General features: G+C 67.0%; 19 protein-coding genes. 8 read left to right on the top strand and 11 right to left on the bottom strand.

Annotated features, from left to right (window positions below; genetic code table 11):
* Nucleotides 1–3 precede the first annotated feature (3 nt).
* Together ACVOMH_RS02605 and fghA are read left to right on the top strand one after the other, a co-directional pair.
* Nucleotides 4–333: a DUF3658 domain-containing protein gene (locus ACVOMH_RS02605; protein ID WP_481523992.1), complete on the top strand. Its 330-nt coding sequence runs from the start codon at nt 4–6 to the stop codon at nt 331–333.
* 1 nt (nt 334) lies between these two features.
* Entirely contained in the window at nt 335–1,174 is an 840-nt protein-coding gene (gene fghA, locus ACVOMH_RS02600; RefSeq protein ID WP_481550949.1) for an S-formylglutathione hydrolase, read from the top strand.
* Nucleotides 1,175–1,232: 58 nt separating this feature from the next.
* On the opposite strand, the gene ACVOMH_RS02595 is transcribed toward fghA, so the two are convergent.
* From ACVOMH_RS02595 to ACVOMH_RS02585, 3 genes are all read right to left on the bottom strand, one after another.
* Complete coding sequence (locus tag ACVOMH_RS02595) at nt 1,233–1,907, bottom strand: Dph6-related ATP pyrophosphatase (RefSeq protein ID WP_481550948.1); 675 nt, start codon at nt 1,905–1,907, stop codon at nt 1,233–1,235.
* A gap of 3 nt (nt 1,908–1,910) precedes the next feature.
* On the bottom strand, nt 1,911–2,249 hold the full coding sequence (locus ACVOMH_RS02590) for a hypothetical protein (RefSeq protein WP_054658058.1): 339 nt from the start codon (nt 2,247–2,249) through the stop codon (nt 1,911–1,913).
* Nucleotides 2,250–2,334: 85 nt separating this feature from the next.
* Nucleotides 2,335–3,279 (bottom strand): DegV family protein, encoded by a 945-nt coding sequence (locus tag ACVOMH_RS02585; protein WP_481523989.1) that lies wholly within the window; start codon nt 3,277–3,279, stop codon nt 2,335–2,337.
* 484 nt (nt 3,280–3,763) lie between these two features.
* Between ACVOMH_RS02585 and ACVOMH_RS02580 the strand changes: the two genes are divergently transcribed.
* Entirely contained in the window at nt 3,764–4,579 is an 816-nt protein-coding gene (locus ACVOMH_RS02580; protein ID WP_481550947.1) for a helix-turn-helix transcriptional regulator, read from the top strand.
* On the opposite strand, the gene ACVOMH_RS02575 is transcribed toward ACVOMH_RS02580, so the two are convergent.
* Nucleotides 4,525–6,744 (bottom strand): putative bifunctional diguanylate cyclase/phosphodiesterase, encoded by a 2,220-nt coding sequence (locus ACVOMH_RS02575; protein ID WP_481550946.1) that lies wholly within the window; start codon nt 6,742–6,744, stop codon nt 4,525–4,527. The genes ACVOMH_RS02580 and ACVOMH_RS02575 overlap by 55 nt on opposite strands.
* An 18-nt stretch (nt 6,745–6,762) precedes the next feature.
* The gene (locus tag ACVOMH_RS02570; RefSeq protein WP_481550945.1) at nt 6,763–8,562 is read right to left on the bottom strand and encodes a methyl-accepting chemotaxis protein; all 1,800 of its coding nucleotides are present in this window, start codon (nt 8,560–8,562) and stop codon (nt 6,763–6,765) included.
* A gap of 317 nt (nt 8,563–8,879) precedes the next feature.
* Here ACVOMH_RS02570 and ACVOMH_RS02565 point away from each other — a divergent pair, with 317 nt between their 5' ends.
* Nucleotides 8,880–9,422: a DUF924 family protein gene (locus tag ACVOMH_RS02565; RefSeq protein ID WP_481550944.1), complete on the top strand. Its 543-nt coding sequence runs from the start codon at nt 8,880–8,882 to the stop codon at nt 9,420–9,422.
* Between the two features lie 79 nt (nt 9,423–9,501).
* Here the strand turns inward: ACVOMH_RS02565 and grxD are convergent, their stop codons facing one another.
* Nucleotides 9,502–10,428 (bottom strand): Grx4 family monothiol glutaredoxin, encoded by a 927-nt coding sequence (gene grxD, locus ACVOMH_RS02560; RefSeq protein WP_481550943.1) that lies wholly within the window; start codon nt 10,426–10,428, stop codon nt 9,502–9,504.
* A 61-nt stretch (nt 10,429–10,489) separates the two neighbouring features.
* Here grxD and ACVOMH_RS02555 point away from each other — a divergent pair, with 61 nt between their 5' ends.
* Together ACVOMH_RS02555 and ACVOMH_RS02550 are read left to right on the top strand one after the other, a co-directional pair.
* The gene (locus ACVOMH_RS02555; RefSeq protein ID WP_481550942.1) at nt 10,490–11,269 is read left to right on the top strand and encodes a polysaccharide deacetylase family protein; all 780 of its coding nucleotides are present in this window, start codon (nt 10,490–10,492) and stop codon (nt 11,267–11,269) included.
* A gap of 42 nt (nt 11,270–11,311) precedes the next feature.
* On the top strand, nt 11,312–12,568 hold the full coding sequence (locus ACVOMH_RS02550) for a DEAD/DEAH box helicase (protein WP_481550941.1): 1,257 nt from the start codon (nt 11,312–11,314) through the stop codon (nt 12,566–12,568).
* Between the two features lie 18 nt (nt 12,569–12,586).
* On the opposite strand, the gene ACVOMH_RS02545 is transcribed toward ACVOMH_RS02550, so the two are convergent.
* Genes ACVOMH_RS02545 through ACVOMH_RS02530 form a run of 4 tightly spaced genes read right to left on the bottom strand, consistent with a single transcriptional unit; the run spans nt 12,587 to nt 15,617 of the window.
* Entirely contained in the window at nt 12,587–12,916 is a 330-nt protein-coding gene (locus tag ACVOMH_RS02545) for a DUF6172 family protein (protein WP_481550940.1), read from the bottom strand.
* Between the two features lie 53 nt (nt 12,917–12,969).
* Nucleotides 12,970–13,668, bottom strand: a complete 699-nt coding sequence (locus ACVOMH_RS02540) for a class I SAM-dependent methyltransferase (protein WP_481550939.1) — start codon at nt 13,666–13,668, stop codon at nt 12,970–12,972.
* A gap of 23 nt (nt 13,669–13,691) precedes the next feature.
* Entirely contained in the window at nt 13,692–14,333 is a 642-nt protein-coding gene (locus ACVOMH_RS02535; RefSeq protein WP_481550938.1) for an SGNH/GDSL hydrolase family protein, read from the bottom strand.
* A gap of 9 nt (nt 14,334–14,342) precedes the next feature.
* Nucleotides 14,343–15,617 (bottom strand): pyridoxal phosphate-dependent aminotransferase, encoded by a 1,275-nt coding sequence (locus ACVOMH_RS02530; RefSeq protein ID WP_481550937.1) that lies wholly within the window; start codon nt 15,615–15,617, stop codon nt 14,343–14,345.
* Between the two features lie 193 nt (nt 15,618–15,810).
* Here ACVOMH_RS02530 and rsgA point away from each other — a divergent pair, with 193 nt between their 5' ends.
* Both rsgA and ACVOMH_RS02520 read left to right on the top strand, forming a co-directional pair.
* Nucleotides 15,811–16,908, top strand: coding sequence for a ribosome small subunit-dependent GTPase A (gene rsgA, locus ACVOMH_RS02525; protein ID WP_481523980.1), 1,098 nt, complete (start codon nt 15,811–15,813; stop codon nt 16,906–16,908).
* Nucleotides 16,909–16,939: 31 nt separating this feature from the next.
* Nucleotides 16,940–18,196 (top strand): flavohemoglobin expression-modulating QEGLA motif protein, encoded by a 1,257-nt coding sequence (locus tag ACVOMH_RS02520; protein WP_057505580.1) that lies wholly within the window; start codon nt 16,940–16,942, stop codon nt 18,194–18,196.
* A 22-nt stretch (nt 18,197–18,218) separates the two neighbouring features.
* On the opposite strand, the gene ACVOMH_RS02515 is transcribed toward ACVOMH_RS02520, so the two are convergent.
* The gene (locus ACVOMH_RS02515) at nt 18,219–19,460 is read right to left on the bottom strand and encodes an FAD-dependent oxidoreductase (RefSeq protein WP_057505581.1); all 1,242 of its coding nucleotides are present in this window, start codon (nt 19,458–19,460) and stop codon (nt 18,219–18,221) included.
* Nucleotides 19,461–19,497 lie beyond the last annotated feature (37 nt).

Genomic DNA, 19,497 nt, shown 5'->3' with positions numbered 1-19,497 from the left:
GCGATGTTCAACAAAGATGGATTGGCCGCCGCACTGGCTGGCATGGACGACAGCGCGGAAGCGCGTGAGGCGATCGAGCGACTGCAGGCATCCGATCTGGCGGAGATTGACGCGTTGATCCTGTCGTCGCTGGACCGGAGCTGGAAGAAGGCCGGCTTCGTTACCACCGGCGTATTGATTGCCGCACCCGACGAATACGAGGATATTCCGGAGGCGTTCTACGCGTTGCGTATCCGCGCGCTGGCCAACGATTCGCGCATCGAGGTCAAGGGCGACCTGGACGTGTTGAAGACCTGCCAGATCCGCCTGTCGTCCGCCTCGGGAGGTGGCTGAGATGCTGGCCGAACGCCTCGAACACCGTGCCAGTTTCGGCGGCTGGCAGGAGGTCTACCGCCATCCTTCCCGGGTGCTGGGCTGCGACATGACGCTTGGGGTCTATCTGCCGCCGCAGGCGCAGGCCGGCGCTCGCTTGCCGGTGCTGTACTGGCTCTCGGGCCTGACCTGCACCGAGCAGAACTTCATCACCAAGGCCGGCGCGCAGCGCTATGCGGCCGAGCACGGGATCATTCTGGTGGCGCCGGATACCAGCCCGCGGGGCCCGGCGGTGGCCGATGCCGACGGCTACGACCTGGGCCAGGGCGCCGGCTTCTATGTCAATGCCACCACCGAGCCGTGGGCCCGCCATTACCGGATGTACGACTACATCGTCGATGAACTGCCGGCGCTGGTGGAGGCGAATTTCCCGGCCAGCGATGTCCGCGCGATCAGTGGCCATTCGATGGGCGGCCATGGCGCGTTGACCATCGCGCTGAGGAACCCCGGCCGTTACCGCAGCGTGTCGGCGTTCTCGCCGATCGTGGCGCCCTCGCAGGTGCCGTGGGGACAGAAGGCGTTTGCGGCCTATCTCGGCGACGACAGGGCGGCGTGGGCGCGTCACGACGCCACCGCGCTGGTTGCCGGGGCGAGCGAGCGTTTGCCGCTGCTGGTCGACCAGGGTGATGCCGACGAGTTCCTCGCCAGCCAGCTCAGGCCCGAGCTGCTGCAGGCCGCCTGCGAGGCGGCTGGCCATCCGCTGCAGTTGCGCCTGCAGCCCGGTTACGACCACAGCTACTACTTCATCAGCAGCTTCATCGGCGAGCACATCGCCCATCACGCCAGGGCGATGTGCGGTTGAACTGGCTGTCCCACTGGCGCAGGTCGTTCCTGCACCAGTGGGACAGTGGCCGGTGCGGTCAAGCCGTCAGGAAATCCGTATAGGCGTAGCGTGCGTCACGGAGCACGGTATCGCCCTGGCGCAATCGCAGTGGCGCACGGAACATCGGGCCGGCGCTGACGCAGGTGTGGAACTCGCCGTTCTCGCCGCAGGCATCAACGCCGGCGGGCAATGCGTCAAGGAAAGCCATGTCAAAGGCATGTCCGGCGAACGTTGCATCCAACACCTGGCTATCCACGCAGCACAGCTGCGCGCGCAATCCTTCCTGCACCATCTGCCGGGCCAGCGCAGCGGTGTCGCGGCCAAACAGGGGAAACAGTGTGTGCCAGCCGAGTTCGGCGTACTGCTGCACGCGCCAGTCGCGGATGTCTGCCAGCAACAGATCGCCGAAGGCGATGGTTTCCAGCGCAGGCCAGCGCTGGCGAGCGCCGCTCAATGCCTCGGACATGCGTGCCAGGTACACCGTGTTGTCGCAAACCGGTGGAATCCAGGCCTGTACCAGAGGCAGTCCCGCAGCATCGGCTTGGGCCTGGAGCACGTCGGCACGCACCCCTTGCATCGAAGAGCGGTTGTAGCCTTCGGTGAGCGTTGTAAGCAGCGCAATGACGACGAAGTCCTCGCGCTGGCGCAGTTCATGCAGTGCCCAGGCGGCATCCTTGCCACCGCTCCAGGACAGCAGGATCGGCGTGGCCACCGCTCAGCGCACGTCGCGCAGTTCCCAGTGGCTGCCGGCCAGCAGCCGCAGACGCTGCTTGAACAGCTCGCCGGGCAGGCGGGTGGTGGCCTGGAGGTTGATGCGCAGATCGGCCTGCTGGCCGGTCACCGTGGCATCCGGGTCGGTGGCGCCCAACGCCGGGTCGACATCCTCCGGATCCTCCTGGGTGGCCTTCCAGCGCTGGAACAGCTCGGGCGTGCGCAGCGCGGCCTGCAGCTGCGCGGCGAACTCCTCGGCGCCATTGGCGCTGAAGGACAGGCGCGGATCGTTGCCACGGGCTTTGGCCGGATCGGGCAGGGAGATGGAGTACTGCACGGACATACGGATTCTCCTGAGGGTTGACCCAACGTAACGTGCAACGCGTTGCGACCGCGTCACGCCAGTGATGGCCGGGGGCGATCGGTGGTCAGGCGGTGAAGCTGTGGGGCTCGTCGGCAAAACCGACGGTCACCGCGCCCTTGCCGACATTGACCATGCCGGTCAGGCTCATCACGCTTTCCAGCAGTTCCACCTTGTTCGCGCTGCAGGTATCACGCAGCGCGGCGTAGCCGGGCAAGGTGCGCAGTTCGGAAAGCTCGCCGCCGTAGCTCACGCATACGGTGGGCGTCAGCAGTCCGTTGCGCACCCGTTGCCCGGTGAAATCGAACAGCTTCTGCACCGCGTTGTCGAAACCCTTGATCTTGGCCACCGGCGCGGTATCGCCACGATAGCCGTGCAGTACCGGCTTGATATCCAGCGCGCTGCCCAGTGCGGCGCTGAGCAGGCCGACGCTGCGGTCGCCCTTGTGGCGGGCGCGGGCACGCAGGTAGTAGAGATCCCGGGTGACCATGTAGCCATGCACGTTGCCCGCCAGCTGTTCCAGCCGCTCGCGCATCTGCTGCACGCTGGCACCGCTTTCACGCAGGCGCACCGCCTCCACCGCGGTAACCGCCTGCGCGGCGAACAGGTTCTGGGTGTCGAGCACGCGCAGGGCGAACGGCGAGTTGTGGCCGGCAGCCTGGCGCACGGGCTTGTAGTCGTTGAGGATCGCGAAGCTGGCCTGCATGGCGTTGTCGTGGATCGGGCTGCGGGTCTTGGTGATGGTCATGCAGAACACATGGTCGTAGTCGATCACCAGCGTGCCCAGGAACAGATCACGGATCTGGTTGACGCTGAAGGCAATGGTTTCCGCTTCGGCACCGCCCTCGGCCACATGCGCATGCAGGAAACCCAGCGTGGCCTCCTCGTCGCGGTGGTCGGCCAGCACCGCTTCGCCGATCCGTACCGTGATGGGCAGCAGCACGATGCCGTGCTGGCGGATGAACTCCGGCGGCAGGTCGCAGGCCGAATCGACAACAATCCCTATGCGCATTAAAGCCCCCCGTCCCGATGTGATCTGAATGTGCGAACCGTATCGCAAAACCAACGCCGGCGTACGGTTTCGGGCCAGGTATTCCGTCCTTGAGCGGCGGCTGCCCGATGGTCCAGCGAGGAGTCCGGTGGACCGTATCCGGTTCCTTCCGCGCAGGCCTGCCGAGGGGGCCTGACCAACGGGCACAGGCACCGGCGATGGCGGCGCTCCCTGCACCTCGATGAAGGTGCCCGCCCGCCATTGCGTAACACCTGGCAAGTCCACTCGCTGGTGCGTGCCGGCTCCGGATCTGCGCAAACCTCTGGTCACGGCCGGGACCGGCCGGCAGGCTTCCAACCGCTCCGGCGTGCAGGTATTGAAGCGACTCTGCCGCCACCAGATTTTTACCCCATGCAACAGCGGTATCAGCCATACCGCTACGCAGGGTGGTATTTATGAATGCGCGATAGAATGCGGGACATAGGGAAATTTGGCGAAGTGCAGTATGTGTTCCAGCAACGCGCTTTCTACAGGTCAGGCCGCCGGACAGGCCGCAGATACTCCAGGCGAAAAAGCAGTGACCGCCCACGGAGCCGGAGCGGTGGATTCACGCATGATTGTGATTGCGGTGAACCGTCCGCTGATCCAGCACGGACTTGTGCATCTGCTGGAGAAGCTGGAGGCCCCGGGACACATAAGCATCAGCCGCAGTGTCGCCCAGACAAGCCAGCTGCTGCAGCGAAGCAACGTCGAGGTGCTGTTGACGGATCCCGAGCATGCTTCGCACCTGCATCGTGCCGATCGTCATGCGCTTGCGTCGGTGCGCACGCTTGTCATCACCTCGCGCGACCATGCCGGTGAGGATGCTTTTCCCCGTCAGGGCCGTCTGTGCGGCATGCTCACGGAAAAGGGCTGCGAGTGCAGTGCCCGTCTCCTGCTGTTGACGCTGCTTGAATGCCGGTTCAGTGGTGCGGAAGATTCCCGGTGCGGTGGGTGTGTGCTGCAGGAAACCCTGAAAAAAGCCGATCTGCCGCTGTCGCCGCGTGAGTTCGAGATATTCCTGCGCATTGGCGAAGGCATGGGGCCGACACAGATCGCCAGCGAGTCCGGCCTGTCGGTGAAAACCGTCGAAAGCTATCGCGAGAAAATAAAACAGAAACTGCAGCTGCAAGGCCGTGACGCCCTGCTGGCGGCATCGATGCGGTGGCGCTCCGGTTACTTCATCCAGATCGCACCCGGCGACGATGCCGATTCACCCGCAACGCATCATGTGTTCAGCCATTGCTCGGCGAACTGCTCCGCCGGCAGCGGTACTCCGTAGAAATATCCCTGCGCATGGCTGCACCCGAGCCGCTTCAGCGCATCCACCTGCAGCGCGCTTTCCACGCCTTCGGCGACCATGCGCAACCCCAGGCTCTGCGCCATCGCGATGGTGGCCACCACGATGGCGTAGTCGTGCGGTTGCTCCAGCATCCCCAGCACGAAGGAGCGATCGAGCTTGATCTTGTCCAGCGGGAAACCCCGCAGATGCGCCAGCGACGAGTAGCCCATGCCGAAGTCGTCCAGGGACAGTGAGAAACCGGAATCTTTGAGCTTCTGGAGGATGGACAGTGACGACTCGGGGTCGATCATGATCCCGCTCTCGGTCAGTTCCAGGTCTATTTTTCCGGGCAGTACCCCCGCTTGGTGGACCAGCTCCAGCAGCTGTTCGGCGAACTGTGGATCATCGAGCTGGCGCGGGGAGATATTGATTGCCAGCTGGCCGGGGAGGGCACGCCCGGCCGACTCCCAGCGATGCAGTTGCCGGCAGGCCTGGGCGGCAACCCACTGGCCGACGGCGCCGATCAGGCCGCGATGTTCGGCCAATGGGATGAACTCGTCGGGACTGACTTGGCCCAGCACCGGATCGTGCCAGCGCAGCAGCGCTTCGGCACCTACCAGGGTGCCATCTGCGACGGTTACCTGGGGCTGGTAGTACAGCTCCAGGGCACCTTCATCCAGGGCATGTTGCAGACGACTGGCCAGTTGCGCGCGCCGCAACAGGCGTTCACTCATCTCCGGCCGGTAGATCTCGATGCCGCTGCGCGAAGATTTTGCCACATACATGGCGATATCGGCATTGCGCAGCAGCAGGCCGCTTTTGAGGCCGTCCTCCGGGCAGCTGGCGATACCGATGCTGGCGCGGATACCCATCATCGACTGGCCGATCCACAGGGGTCTGCCGATCGCAGTGGAGAACCGCAAGGCAGCGGTTGTCGCGCCGTCCTTGGCGCCGGTCGGGGTGAGCACGACAAACTCGTCTCCTCCGAGCCGGGCCACCATTTCCTGTGGTTTCAGGTTCTCCTTCAGACGGCGTGCGACCTCGATCAGCACTTCATCGCCGACGCTGTGTCCCTGGGTGTCGTTGATCTCCTTGAAGTCATCCAGATCGATGAACAGCAGCGAGAACGGTTTGCGGGTCTTCCCGGCATCTATCAGGTGACGTTCGAGGTTGCCCAGGAAGTTGGCCCGGTTGGGCAACTGGGTCAGGTCGTCGAACAGGGCCAGCTGTTCGATCCGCGAAAGCTGCGAGACCTGCAGCGAGATGTCCTGCACGGTACCGACCACGCGGACCGGCTTGCCGTTCTCCAGCAGGGCCCGGCCGCGCTCGCGCAGCATGCGCAAGGGATGCCCGGGATGTTCTACCCGATAGCGGACGTCATAGGTGACGCCGCTGGCCAGGGTCGAGGCGAAGGCGGCATCGACTTCGGCACGGTCGGCCGGATTGACCCAGTAGCGCAGGCGTTCGTACCCGTTCTTCTCCTGGGTCTGTTCCAGATGCAGCATCTCCTGCGCGCGCGGGCATCCGTTCAACGGGCCTTCCGGTAGGAACAGCTCCCAGCGTGCAAGCTGCGCCAGATCATGTGCCTCGGACAACAGCGCTTCGCTCTCGCGCAACGACGATGTGGATTTGGATAGCGCATGGCGATCGGTGAAGACATAGGCGTTCATCGCGATGCCCATGTCCAGAAACAGCCGCTTGATCACCGACTGCATGGCCGCCGCGTAAAAGCGCGGATCCTCGGTCAGGATCGGCTCCAGCGAGTGGGTGATCTCGCTGAGCAGCTGGCTGCAGGAGCCCAGATACCAGTGCGGTTCCAGCCCGATATGGTGGTGGACCATGCCGATACGCAAGCGGTTGTCGACGTAGGCTGGATCCACCGGCGCGCAGAACAGCTCGCGCAGGTAGTGCTGCTGCATCCCGCGCAGACGGTCGAGCTGGCGCCCGTCCTGGATGTAGGAGCCGGTTTCAGCGAACGCGCCCACATGGGCGTAGAAGCGGTCGATGTTGTGCTGGGAACAGCTCTGGATGTAATCCCAGGCCTGGTTGAGGTTGCGTTGATCTTCGGCGTTGTATTTCAGATAGGCCAGACGCAGGTCGATTTCAGCTTGCGGGATCTCTGGCGTTCCACCGGAAAACGGTGAGCTGGGTTTTGGAAAATCCATCTTCAAACCTGTTGGAAACTAGAGCGTAGCAAGTGGGGTGTCGCGGATGGCTGCCGACGGCGGCAGGGCCTGCAGATGGAAGCGGCCGGTCTGGGCATGCAGCTCCCGTGCGGCCTCGTGCAGGGCCTCGGCGGCGGCGGCGTTCTGCTCGGCCATGGCGCTGTTCTGCTGGGTAAAACGATCGATCGTATCGATGGCAACATCGACTTCGCGCAGGCTCTGGCGCTGCTGCCCGGCATCCGCGGAGAGGATGCCCAGGTCATGGTCTATCAGCCCCGCGGCCTCGGTGATGTCCCGCAGTTTCGCTGCCGCGTCGGCAACCAGCGACTGGCCGTGCAGGACGCCCTGCGTCGATGCCGTCACGATCCGGTTGATCTGTTGTGCGCTCTCGGCGCTGTGCTGGGCCAATGCCCGTACCTCACTGGCGACCACGGCAAAGCCCTTGCCATGGACGCCCGCGCGGGCCGCTTCCACGGCGGCGTTGAGTGCCAACAGGTTGGTCTGGAAGGCGATCGCGTCGATCTGTTTGACGAAGTTGGCGATCTGCGTGTTATCCCGGGCCATCGTGTCGATGGCATGGGCCACCGCGGTGACCATGTCCTGTCCGGACTGCGATTCCGCGTTGATCCTGGCGGCCTGCGCGGTGATCGTGTCCAGTGCGCGGTTGGTCTGTTGCAGATGCACGCCCAGCTGCTTGACCGCACTTGCCGACTCCTCCAGCGAAGCCGCCTGGGCTTCGGTGCGACTGCTGAGCTCGCTGCTGCTGGCGGCGATCTCGCTTGCCGTCTGCAGCACCGCCGCCGATGACACCTGGATGGACCGGATCATCTGCGCCAGATTGCCCGCCGCGGTGTTGAGTGCCACGTGCAGTTGCTGGAAGACCCCCTCGGCATGCTCATCCAGCCGGCTGCCCAGCTCGCCGCGGGCCAGAGCACTGGCCACGCCAACGGCACTCGTCATCGGGGCATGCACCGCCTGCATCATCGTATTGAGCAGCTCGGCCAGTGCCTGCATGCTGCCCTCATAGTGCGCGGGCTGGAGCCGGCCATCCAGGTCGCCATGGCCGACGCGGCGCACCAGCTCGTGTACCGCGTGGATGTCGTCCCAGATGGCGAAAGCCCCCAGATAGCGGCCGTTGCCATCGCGGATCGGCATGGCATCCAGTTCCATGCGCATGGGTCCGATCTGCAGTGACGCCGATATCTTTGTCCGCGCGTTGCGCAGCGCCTCGCGCTGGTGCTGCGGATGCCGGTGGAAGATATCGATACTGCGACCGACCAGCTGCTCCGGATCGAAGTCGGGGAAGCGACTGCGCATGGCTTCCAGGTTGCGCTGGAACATGCGCTTGAGCGCATCGTTGACGTACACGATGGTGCTGTCGGCATCGGCCAGCATCAGCTTGGCGGTCATGTTGTCCAGTGCGGTGCGCAGGCGCAGCTCGCTATCGGCGGCCTGTGCCCAACGGGTCTTGTCGGTCCATTCCACCGCGTAGATGCTGGTAGTCCCGTCGGCGCCGGCGATCGGGGTGATGGCCAGGCCGAACCGTGCGCTGCCGACACGGATGTCGGTCAGGTGGCGCCCTGTGAGCTGTCGCAGCTGGAGGTGGCGCGCCGCCGGATCATGATGGAAGCGGTCGATCGAACTGCCCACCAGCGTCGCCGCGTCAAAATCGGGAAATTGCTGGCGCAGTTCTGTTTCCAGGCTGGCCAGCATGTTCCGCAATGCCGGATTGACGGCCAGGATGACGCCCTCGGCATTGGCGACCATCAGGCAGGTGCTGGCGCCATCGACAATGCTTGCCCACAGCGCGGGCGACAACGATTGGATACCGGCGGCGCGCCTGCGCGGCCAGAATGCTCGGATCAGCGCTTTCAAAGGACCCCCTCCCTTTATCCGGCGAGGCTATGAAAGGCCGACGCGCTCCGCCAGCGGGGTTTCCCCCTCCCCCTGCCCGGGGCTGCCGCAGGCGGAGGACGCAGGTGGCCGTGCTGGCGACGGGCAGCGCACAAAGCCGTATGCACGGCGCTGCGCGCGGCTTAAGCTAGCGGCGCAATGCGATAGGTCTGCACGTCACCTTCAGGGGCCGCGTATGTGGGTGGGTATCGCCATATGGATAGCAGCTGATCGGGGAGACAGTGGTGGAAACGGCACGTTCGGTGGTGGAATTCTGGCGGGCGGCAGGGCCGCAACGCTGGTTCGTGCGTGACGATGCGTTCGATGCGGCATTCCGCGAGCGCTTCCTGGACACGCACTACACCGCTGCCCGGCGTGGCTGTGAGGACTGGCTGCACGACGCCGAAGGTGCCCTGGCGCTGCAGATCCTGCTGGACCAGTTTCCGCGCAACTGCTTCCGCGGTACCGCCCATTGCTATGCCACGGATGGGCTGGCACGGCACTACGCCATACGCAGCATCGAGGAAGGGCTGGACCGTGAGCTGACACCGCAGCTGCGGGCCTTCATCTACCTGCCGTTCGAACACTCCGAAGACCCGGTCGACCAGGATCGCTCGGTGGCGATGTTCGAAGTGCTGGGCGATCTGGAATACCTGCGCTTTGCCGAACTGCACCGCGACATCATCCGCCGCTTCGGCCGCTTCCCGCACCGCAACGCGGTGCTGGGGCGGATTCCGACCCCGGAGGAGCTGCACTTCCTGGCCGAAGGCGGGTTCGCCGGCTGAGTCCGCAGCCGGCACGGTTTACCCAAAAAAAACGCCGGCAATGCCGGCGTTTTCTGGTTCTGCTGTGGCCAGTAGCCGATCAGTACTTCGGTACGCTGTTGTCCACGTGCTCCGACCAGGCGTCGATGCCGCCGGTGATGTTGAACACGTTGCTGAAACCCTTGGCGCGGAACTGTTCGGCAGCCTGCGCGCTGCGGCCACCACGGTGGCACAGGAACGCCAGTGCGGTGTCCTTGGGCAGGGCTTCGAGCCTGGCGCGGTTGTCGCCGTCAAAGGTTTCGAAGGGCGCGTTGATCGCAGCGATGGCGCGCTCGTCGGCCGGGCGCACATCAACCAAAGTGATGCTGCCGGCGCGCAGCTGGTCATCGGCGCTGCGTACGTCCAGCTCCTGCACCGCCTTGGGGGCGTTGGGGTTGTTGATCGCCAGACCCTGGCCGCGGATGTCGTCCACCCAGTCGATGGTGATGCCTTCGGCGCGGCGGGCGCTGGAGACATCGAACTGCACGCGCAGGCCATTGGATTCGGCGGCAATCGCGTTGGGATCGTGCGGGGCCAGCTGGAAGTTCGGCTGGAAGTTGGCATCGATGCTCAGCTGCAGCGCGGCACCGGGGGAGTCGGCCAGCGCGCCCTTGAGCATTTCCACCGCCGCCGGGGTGACGGTGATGGTCGGCGGGGTGCGGTCCGGGGCGGCCACACCCAGCAGGCTGCTCAGCTCGCCGCTGTTGGCCATCTGCAGGATGATGTCGCTGCCGCCGATCAGCTCGCCGTCCACGTACAGCTGCGGAATGGTCGGCCAGTCGCCATAGAGCTTGATGCCTTCGCGGATGTCCTGGTCGGCCAGCACGTTGACATGACCGAATTCCACGCCCAGATCCTGCAGCGCGCCGACGGCCTTGGCCGAAAAGCCGCATTGCGGCATGGACGGCTGGCCCTTCATGAACAGGACGACGCGGTCGGCGGCGAGGATGGATTCAATGCGCGAACGCAGGGCAGGGTCCAGGGACATCGGGAACTCGCAGAAGTGGTGAGGACTGCGGCTGATTCTACGCTGCATGGCATCATGGGGCATGACTGCCCCGGAAACCCTGTATCGCATTCCTGTGCGCCCCTGGCGCTGGGTGAAGTGGCTGCTGGCCTCGCAGCTGGGCGTGGCGCTGGTGTGGTGGCAGCTGGGCTGGGTCTGGGGACTGCCGCTGCTGCTGGCCAGCCACGGGCTGTTTATCGTGCCGGTGTTCCTGCCCAACAGCCGCTTCTACGCGCCGGTGCTCAGCCGCGTGCCCGGCGCGGAGGTGTGGCTGACCATCGATGACGGCCCCTCCGATGAGACCCCGGCGCTGCTGGATCTGCTTGATCGCCATGCGGCCAAGGCCACGTTCTTCATGGTGGGCGAACGGGCAGCGGCGCGGCCGGAGCTGGTGCGCGAGGTGCTGCGGCGTGGCCATGAGCTGGGCAACCACAGCCACTCGCACCCGCAGGCGCGCTTCTGGGCGCTGGGTCCGGCGCAGATGGCGCGCGAGATCGGCCAGTGCCAGCAGGCCCTGACCGCCATCGCCGGCACCCCGCCGCGCTGGTACCGCTCGGTGGTGGGCATGACCAATCCGTTTGTCGCCGCCGCGCTCAAGCGGCATGGCCTGACCCGGGTGGGCTGGAGTGCGCGCGGCTTTGACGGGGTGGGTTGCACACCGGAAGGGGTGATGGCGCGGATCGCACAGGATCTGCAACCTGGCGCGATCGTGCTGCTGCATGAAGGCGCCGGGCATGGCCAGAACCTGGCCATCATCGAAGCGGTGCTGCAGCAGCTGCAGGCGCGCGGCCTGCGTGCACGCCTGCCACAGCGAACGGCGTAGACTCGCCTCCCCGCCATGCCGGCGGTGTTCCGGACCTGCACCATGCCCTTTTCCACGCTCGGCCTGTCTCCTTATGTATTGCCCGCCCTGCAGCAGGCGTTGCAGCAGGCCGGCTATGCGGCGCCGACACCGATCCAGCAACAGGCGGTACCGCTGGTGTTGAAGGGTCGGGATGTGGTGGCGCTGGCGCCGACCGGGTCCGGCAAGACGGCCGCCTACGTGCTGCCGGCGTTGCAGCGCTTCTTTGTGCCACCGCCGCGCAAGCCCCGCGTGCTGGCCCAGCTGGTACTGGTGCCCACCCGTGAACTGGCGCTGCAGGTGGCCGATGTGTTCGCCACGCTGGGGCGTGAACTGCCGCGCAAACCGCATCTGGTGTGTGCGGTGGGCGGGGTCTCGATCAATCCGCAGATGATGGCCTTGCGTGGCGGTGCCGATATCGTCGTGGCCACGCCCGGGCGGCTGCTCGACCTGCTGGCGCACAACGCGTTGTCGCTCAGGCAGGTGCAGCTGCTGGTACTCGATGAGGCCGACCGTCTGCTGGAACTGGGCTTCGGCGCCGAGCTGCGGCAGTTGCTGGCCGAGCTGCCGGTGCAGCGGCAGACCTTGCTGTTCTCGGCCACCTTCCCGGCCGATATCCAGGCGCTGGCCGCGGCCGGGCTGCGCGATCCGCAGCGGCTGGAAGTGGGCGCGCAGGCGCCGGTGGAGATCGAGCAGCGGGCGATCCAGGTCGATAGCGGCCGCCGTGCCGAGCTGCTGTTGTCGCTGCTGGAAGAACAGCAGTGGCCGCAGGTGCTGGTGTTCGTCGCCAGCATCCGCGAGGGCGACCGGCTGGCCGCGCAGCTGCGCAAAGCCGATATCAGCGCCCAGGCGCTGCACGGCGAGCTGTCGCAGGGCCGTCGCTTCGGCATGCTGCAGGCGTTCAAGGATGGCCGGTTGCGGGTGCTGGTGGCGACCGATCTGGCGGCGCGGGGCATCGATATCGCGCGCCTGCCGGTGGTGGTCAATTACGAATTGCCGCGTGCGCCGGCCGACTACCTGCACCGCATCGGCCGTACCGGGCGGGCCGGGGAGAAAGGTCTGGCGGTGAGCTTCATCGATGCTGCGGCGATGCCGCACTGGCGTCTGATCGGCAAGCGCCACGGGCTGGCGGTGACGGTCGAGGTGCTGCCCGGTTTTGTACCGCAGCAGGCGGCACCGGCGCCGGGCGTGGTGGCCGATAGCAATGGCGGCATCAAGGGCCGCCGGCCCAGCAAGAAGGACCGCCTGCGCGCGGCGGCGGCCGCTAAGATGGCCGGCTGACGCGCCGGCCTTGCCCGGTCAATCTTCGAAGTCGTTTTCCGGTGCCACCGCCGGCTCCGCGGCCGGGCGCGGGCTGCGCTTGGCCGGCTTGCTCAGCACTTCCACATAGAACTGGGTGTTGCCGGCGGCGACCAGCGCGTCGATGGCGCGGAACAACCCGTCATACGCCACCGGCTTGGCGGAGGCTTCGTCCACGCCGAGCCTGCTGTCGAAACCCCACGTATCGGCGCCGGCCGGCAGCGCTTTGCCGCGCTCACGCTTGGTGTACTTGCGGATGTCGTGCTTGCTGGCTTCCAGCAGGCGGTCCGGATGTTTGCCTTCGATATCGAGGCGGTAGGTCTTCTTCACGGGAGTCTCGTTGCGGTGCCGGCCCGGGACGGGCGGCGGAGGGAATGGGCCAATTATCGGCGCAAATGGGCCGGCCGTGGCTGATCGCGCTGCGCGACCAGCAGCCAGTTGTTGAATGGGGTGTTGCCGTACAGCGGAGTGAGGCGCACCGACAGCCCGACCTGCCGCAGCAATGCCTTCAGCGATTCGGCATCGGGATAGTGGCGTGGACGGAACTGCATCCAGCCGATCAGGTTGGCGGCACGGTCGCCCAGGCGCGAGATCCGGCCGCGGCGGCTGTCATCAGCCAAGGCCATGCGCAGCACCAGCCGGCCGTCGCCCTCCAGCATGCCGGCGGCGTGGGGCAGAAGCGACTGCTGCGCCGGGGCCGGAAGGTATTGCAGGACATCCAGAATCGCGACACTGCCGCGGTGTTCGGGCAGGGTGGTGGCCAGGTCCATCACCTCGAAGCTGGCGTCGGCCAGCGCGGCGCGACTGGCCACCGTACTGCCACGGCGGATCTTGGCCGCATCGTTGTCGACCCCACGGTAACGCATGCTCTGTCCGTCCCGGCGCAGGGCGTGGGCCAGCAGGCCCAGGCCGCAGCCCATGTCCAGCACGGGGGCGCGGGTGCCGCGCAGGGCCTGCAGCACCCCGGGGTAAAGCGGGTCGCTGCGCAGCTTGCCCAGGGTGTAGTAATAGTCCCAGCGGTTGCCCCAGGGCCGGGTCGGCGCGAAGGCGCGGGCGATGACGCGCGCGTCATCGGACGTCATGGCCGGGGAGTCGTCGCGCGCGCTCACTGGGGCTGCGAGGCCGTGAGCAGGCCACTGGCGACCGGCAGCGCCACTTCCATCCAGCGCCGGTACATCTGCGCCGACGGATGCAGGCCGTCGGCGACCAGCATGGCCGGCTGGTCGCCGCCATCACGGCTGACCGGGGTGATATCGACGAAGGCCACGCCGTAGTCGCCGCAGCAGGCACGGGCGGCGGCGTTGAAATCATCGATGTCCTGCGCGACCTGGGCGGCATCGCGGCCGTTGTCGCGCGCGTAGGGCGTGAGGCCCCAGTCGGGAATCGACAGCACCAGCACCCGGGCCGGCAGCTCGTCGGCCAGGGCGATCGCGCGCTGCAGCAGCTGCTCGAACTGCTGGCGGTACTCGGCCAGCGGGCGTCCCCGGTACTGGTTGTTGACCCCGATCAGCAGGCTGACCAGCGCGAACGGCCCCTGGGGCGCAGCCTCATCGATGGCCGCGGCCAGCTCGTCGGTGGTCCAGCCGGTGGTGGCGATGACCTGCGGGTCGGCCAGTGGCACACCCTGCGCGCGCAGCGCCGCGGCCAGCTGGAACGGCCAGGTGCCGGCGGCCGGCACGCCCTCGCCGATGGTGTAGGAATCGCCCAGCGCAAGATAACGGGCGGCAGCGGTATCGATCGCGTTCATCGCCTTCGCTCAGCCGGTTGCGGCAGTGCGGGGTTTGAGTGTGACCACCTTGGTCACCGCGTCGGCGCGGCGGGCCAGCAGTTTGTCGATGCGGGCGAACACGTCGCGCATCACGCCGGCTTCCGGCAGCAGGGTCACGCGGAAGTGGTTGCGGTAGGGCACGTTGAAGCTGGAACCGGGCACCACCAGCACGCCTTCTTCTTCCATCAGCTGCAGCGCGAAATCATGGTCGTCAAAGCCCTGCGCGGCCGGGCCGACCACCGCCGGAAACGCGTACAGCGCCCCGGCCGGGGTGACCAGCGACAGGTGCTCGCTGGCGGCGCAGGCCTCGATCACCGCGCGGCGGGTCTCGTACAGGCGGCCGCCGGGGCTGCACAGCGCGGTGATGGTATCCGGGCCATTGACCGCCGCCTCGATGGCGTACTGGCCGGGGACGTTGGCACACAGGCGCAGCGCGCTGAGCAGGTCCAGCGCGGCGCGGTATTCGCCCAGCTGTTCGCCGGCACCGGACAGCAGCATCCAGCCCACGCGCCAGCCGCAGGCGCGATGCACCTTGCTCAGGCCGCTGAAGGTCAGGCACGGATGATCGCCGGCCAGCGGCGCGACCGGCTGGAACTGCGCGCCGTCATACAGGATCTGGTCGTAGATCTCGTCCACCAGCAGCAACAGGTTGTGCTTGCGGGCGATGGCGACGATCTTCTCCAGCAGCGCCCGCGGGTAGCTGGCGCCGGCCGGGTTGTTGGGATTGATCAGCACGATGGCACGGGTGCGCGCGGACACCAGCGCCTCCATCTCCACCGGGTCGGGCAGGAAGCCGTTTTCCGGCTTGCACTGGTAGTACACCGGGCGGCCGTCGTTGAGGATGGTCGCGGCCGACCACAGCGGGTAGTCCGGCGAAGGCACCAGCACCTCGTCGCCCGGGTTGAGCAGGGCGCGCAGCGACAGGTCGATCAGCTCGGACACGCCGTTGCCCACGAACACCCGATCAGCCACCGCATCGGGCGCGCCGCGGCGGGCATAGGCGGTGGCGATGGCTTCACGCGCGCCCGGCAGTCCCTGCTGGTGGGTGTACGGATCGGTGCGGCCCATGTCATCGGCGATCGCGTGCTGCAGGTGCTCAGGCGCGCGGAAACCGAAATTGCCGGGGTTGCCGATATTGAGCTTGATCAGCCTGCGCCCTTGCGCCTCCAGCTCCCGCGCTCGCCGGGCCAGTTCACCACGGATCTCGTAGCGGACTTCGGACAGGCGTTCACGGGTCGCAAGCGGTTTGGCAGAGGTTGACATTTCTCACAGCCGTCAAGGGCATGGACACCGCATGGTAGCGGAATTGTTGCGATGCGGGGCAACGGTTCCATTCCCAACAATTCCCAACAATCAGCGGCGCAACTGCCGTGCAAACCGCGCCTGCGCAGGGCCGTTTCCCCCTGCGACCACCGCCTTGGCGGGAGTCGATGCCGCAGCCCGGTAGAATTGGCCGATGACAGATTCCATCGACTTCACCGCGTTGCGTCCCATTGGCTGGCCCTGGCCCGGCGCGCCGGAAGATCCGGCCTGGCAGGGGCTGTTCGCCGCGCATCCGCAGGCCCGTCCCGGACGGGTGATCGAGCAGCACCGCTCCGGCTATGTGGTGGCCGATGCGCCCGAGGCCGCGATCAAGACCGAATCGCCTCCGGAATGGCAGCGGCCGCGCTTCCCCAGCCACGAGCGCGCGGCGGTAGGCGACTGGGTGCTGCTGGAAGGCAAGCGCATCGTGGCGCTGCTGCCGCGGCGCACCTCGATCAAGCGCGGCGCCGCCGGCGAGCATTACCACCAGCAGGTGATCGGCGCCAACATCGATACGGTGTTCATCGTCTGCGGGCTGGATGCGGACTTCAATCCGCGTCGCATCGAGCGTTACCTGCTGCTGGTGGGGGGCGGTGGCGCCGAGCCGGTGGTGGTCCTCACCAAGGCTGACCAGACCGAGTACAGCGACGATGCGCTGGAGGTGCTGCAGGATCTGGCCGCGCAGCAGATCCCGTTGCTGGCGATCAACGGCAAGGATCCGGCCAGCGTGGCCGCCTTGCATCCGTGGCTGGGGCCGGGCCGCACCGTGGTGCTGGTCGGTTCCTCCGGTGCCGGCAAATCGACCCTGACCAATACGCTGCTGGGCGAGGAGCGGATGAAGACCGCCGAGGTGCGCGGCAATGACTCGCGCGGCCGCCACACCACCACCCATCGCGCGCTGATGCCGTTGCCCACCGGCGCCTGTCTGATCGACACGCCCGGCATGCGCGAGCTCAAGCCCACCGGCGAGGAAACGCTGGCCGAAGGCGGTTTTGCCGATATCGAAGCGCTGATCCTGCAATGCAAGTTCAGTGACTGCTCGCACCAGACCGAGCCCGGCTGCGCGGTGCAGGCCGCGATCGAGCGTGACGAGATCGATGAGACCCGGCTGGAGAGCTACCGCAAGCTGCGCGAGGAAGTGGCCGCCGCCGCCGCCAAGCTGGCCCAGCGCCAGGCCGAGCAGGCCACAGAGCGGAAACGCAGCGGACGTGGTGCGCAGTGGCGTCCGGTCAACAAGGGCAAACGCCGCTGACCGGCAGCGGCCACTGATCGAGGTTGGGGGTATGGGCAACGCAATCACCGCCAATGATCCGGCCATCGTCCACCACGCCGCGCTGGATGCGCGCATGGTGCAGGCGGTGAAAGGCCTCCGTCTGTTGACCCTGACCAGCTGGCCGGCGTCGATGCAGGCGCCATTCCTGGACAGCGTGGCCCGCGGCAATCCGCGCCTGCCGCAGGTGCGTTACCCGCAGCACGATTTCAGCGACGCGCGCCGTGAACTGGCCGCCATCGAGGCGGCCGTCGATGAATCACATCCGCTCGGGGCCTACCTGCGTGATTCGGTGCGCAGCTGGGACCAGGCCGCCAGCCTGCTTGAAGCATTGGGCACGCCGGCGGTGGACCATTTCTCCAGCCAGCTGTTCGGCGTGCCCGAGCAGCCGATGCCCGGTAACGGCCCGAGCACCCGCGAGGCGGCACGGCATTTCATCCAGATCGCGCAGGAGCTGGACCATGAGCTGCTGGCGCCGGAGGAAACCGTGCCGGTGTCGGCCACCGCGCTGCAGTTGCAGTTGCAGGCCGATCTGGATGACTTCTTCGATGGGCGCGTTATCAGCGTGGAGCTGGACGCGGGGCTGATCGCCAAGGCCGCCGCCGGTGCCACCCGCATCCGCCTGCGCAGCGGCGCCTGCTTCAGCGCCTACGACCGCGCGCAGCTGTTCCACCACGAGGCGCTGGTGCATTCACTCACCGCGCTCAACGGCCGCGAACAGGTGCTGCTGCCCAGCCTGGGGCTGTCCTCGCCGCGCATCACCGCCACCCAGGAAGGGCTGGCGACGTTCGCCGAGCAGATCACCGGCAGCATCGACATCCAGCGGCTCAAGCGGGTGAGTCTGCGGATCGAGGCCATTGCGATGGCGCGCGACGGGGCCGATTTCATCCAGGTGTTCCAGTACTTCCGTGATGCCGGGCAGACTCCGGATGAAAGTTTCTCCTCGGCGCAGCGGGTGTTCCGCGGTGTGCCGACCCGCGGTGGGTCGGCCTTCACCAAGGACACCGTGTATCTGCGCGGGCTGGTGTCGGTGCATACCTTCTTCCGGCAGATGCTGCGCGATGAAAAACTGCAGGTCTGCCGCTGGCTGTTCGCCGGCAAGATGACCCTGCACGATGCGCAGGCGCTGGCGCCGCTGTTCGAGGCCGGAGTGCTGGCGCCGCCGCGCTGGCTGCCGGGCTGGATCCAGCGCGCCAACGGGCTGGCCGGGGTGTTGGCGTTTTCGCTGTTCGCCAACCGGATCCGCATGGACCAGCTCGGCGAACGCTGAGGCCTTCGCCCGGAACGCGCTCTCAGGGCGTGCCGAGCAACTGTGCGATGGCGCGCTCGCCGCTGCCCATCGCCAGCGTCCAGCCGAGCATGCCGTGGCCGAGGTTGCAGCCCAGCCCGTCGCCGAGGTCGCGGATGACCGGCGAGGACCACGGTGTCACCGGGCGCAGGCCGGCCCAGTGGCTGGTGAGGTGGTCGTAGTCGGCGGCCTCCGGCAGCGAGGCCCGCGCCATCGCCACCAGCTGTGCCAGCCGCGCCGGTTCCGGCGCCGGGTTCCAGTCGTTGAGATCGGCCAGACCGGCCACGCGGATACGCTCGCCGAGCCGGCAGAACACCAGCTTGCGTTTGGTGTCGGTGATGCTGACCTGCGGCGCATTGGCGCCACATGGCGCGGTGAACGAATAGCCCTTGATCGCCATCAGCGGCACGCGGATGCCGGCCGGGCGCAGCAGCCGGGCACCGTCGATGCCGGCGCAGACCAGCAGCCGCGGTGCCCGCAGCGCCTGTCCATCGGCTGATTCCAGCTGCCACTGGCCGTTCCTGCGCTGCAGCGAACGGGTGTCGAAATCGAACCGGGTCTGCACGCCGTACTGGCGTTGCAGTATTTCCAGCAGTCCCAGGCTGAAACGCCATGGATCGCCGGCCTCCTCCTCGGGCGAGTACACCGCGCCGGCCAGCCACGGCGCACCGCTCAACGCCGGCTCGATGGCGCGGGCCCCGGCGGCATCCACCAGTTGCTGCTGCACGCCGTAGGGACGCTTGAGCGCGATCATCGCCGCCGCACCCTGCACGCCTTCTGCGGTGGGATACAGGTGCAGCTTGCCGGAGACGGCGTGGTCGAAGGCGATCGGGTGCTGCTGCAGCAGCGCCTGCATCGCCGCGCGCGACTCCAGCGCCAGTTCCAGTGTGGCCAGCGTGTTTTTGTGCAGACTGCCCGCATTGGCCTGGCGCAGGAAGGCCACGCCCCAGCGCAGGAAATCCGGATCGGCCGACCAGCGGGTGCGGAACGGGCCATTACGGCCGAACGCCATTTCCGGCAGCTGGCGCCAGGTGGCCGGGCCGGCCATCGCGTCGGTATAGGCGTAGCTGAGCTGGGCGCCGTTGGCGAAGGAGGTGCCCAGCGCCGGACCGGCGTTGCGATCGACCAGCAGCACCGCCAGGCCGCGCCGGGCGGCCGCCCAGGCGCTGGCCAGACCCACCACGCCGGCACCGAGGATGATCAGGTCAGGACCGGAGGACGCGGGGGCTGCAGCGGGAGAGGTCATGGTGAAGGCGGCTACGGGGTGAGCGTTGCTTCACATT

This window comes from Stenotrophomonas sp. STEN013, from assembly GCF_056760355.1.
Note: the sequence above shows the minus strand (reverse complement) of the source record. Positions and strands in the feature narration are given on the sequence as shown.

Excerpts from the sequence above, each read along its gene's own strand:
- ACVOMH_RS02540 (WP_481550939.1), bottom strand. The coding sequence starts at position 13,668 with ATGACGTCCGATGACGCGCGCGTCATCGCCCGCGCCTTCGCGCCGACC.
- grxD (WP_481550943.1), bottom strand. The coding sequence starts at position 10,428 with ATGTCCCTGGACCCTGCCCTGCGTTCGCGCATTGAATCCATCCTCGCC.
- ACVOMH_RS02515 (WP_057505581.1), bottom strand. The coding sequence starts at position 19,460 with ATGACCTCTCCCGCTGCAGCCCCCGCGTCCTCCGGTCCTGACCTGATC.
- rsgA (WP_481523980.1), top strand. The coding sequence starts at position 15,811 with ATGACAGATTCCATCGACTTCACCGCGTTGCGTCCCATTGGCTGGCCC.
- ACVOMH_RS02590 (WP_054658058.1), bottom strand. The coding sequence starts at position 2,249 with ATGTCCGTGCAGTACTCCATCTCCCTGCCCGATCCGGCCAAAGCCCGT.
- ACVOMH_RS02605 (WP_481523992.1), top strand. The coding sequence starts at position 4 with ATGTTCAACAAAGATGGATTGGCCGCCGCACTGGCTGGCATGGACGAC.
- ACVOMH_RS02580 (WP_481550947.1), top strand. The coding sequence starts at position 3,764 with ATGTGTTCCAGCAACGCGCTTTCTACAGGTCAGGCCGCCGGACAGGCC.
- ACVOMH_RS02555 (WP_481550942.1), top strand. The coding sequence starts at position 10,490 with ATGACTGCCCCGGAAACCCTGTATCGCATTCCTGTGCGCCCCTGGCGC.
- ACVOMH_RS02530 (WP_481550937.1), bottom strand. The coding sequence starts at position 15,617 with ATGTCAACCTCTGCCAAACCGCTTGCGACCCGTGAACGCCTGTCCGAA.
- fghA (WP_481550949.1), top strand. The coding sequence starts at position 335 with ATGCTGGCCGAACGCCTCGAACACCGTGCCAGTTTCGGCGGCTGGCAG.
- ACVOMH_RS02520 (WP_057505580.1), top strand. The coding sequence starts at position 16,940 with ATGGGCAACGCAATCACCGCCAATGATCCGGCCATCGTCCACCACGCC.
- ACVOMH_RS02575 (WP_481550946.1), bottom strand. The coding sequence starts at position 6,744 with ATGGATTTTCCAAAACCCAGCTCACCGTTTTCCGGTGGAACGCCAGAG.
- ACVOMH_RS02585 (WP_481523989.1), bottom strand. The coding sequence starts at position 3,279 with ATGCGCATAGGGATTGTTGTCGATTCGGCCTGCGACCTGCCGCCGGAG.
- ACVOMH_RS02550 (WP_481550941.1), top strand. The coding sequence starts at position 11,312 with ATGCCCTTTTCCACGCTCGGCCTGTCTCCTTATGTATTGCCCGCCCTG.
- ACVOMH_RS02535 (WP_481550938.1), bottom strand. The coding sequence starts at position 14,333 with ATGAACGCGATCGATACCGCTGCCGCCCGTTATCTTGCGCTGGGCGAT.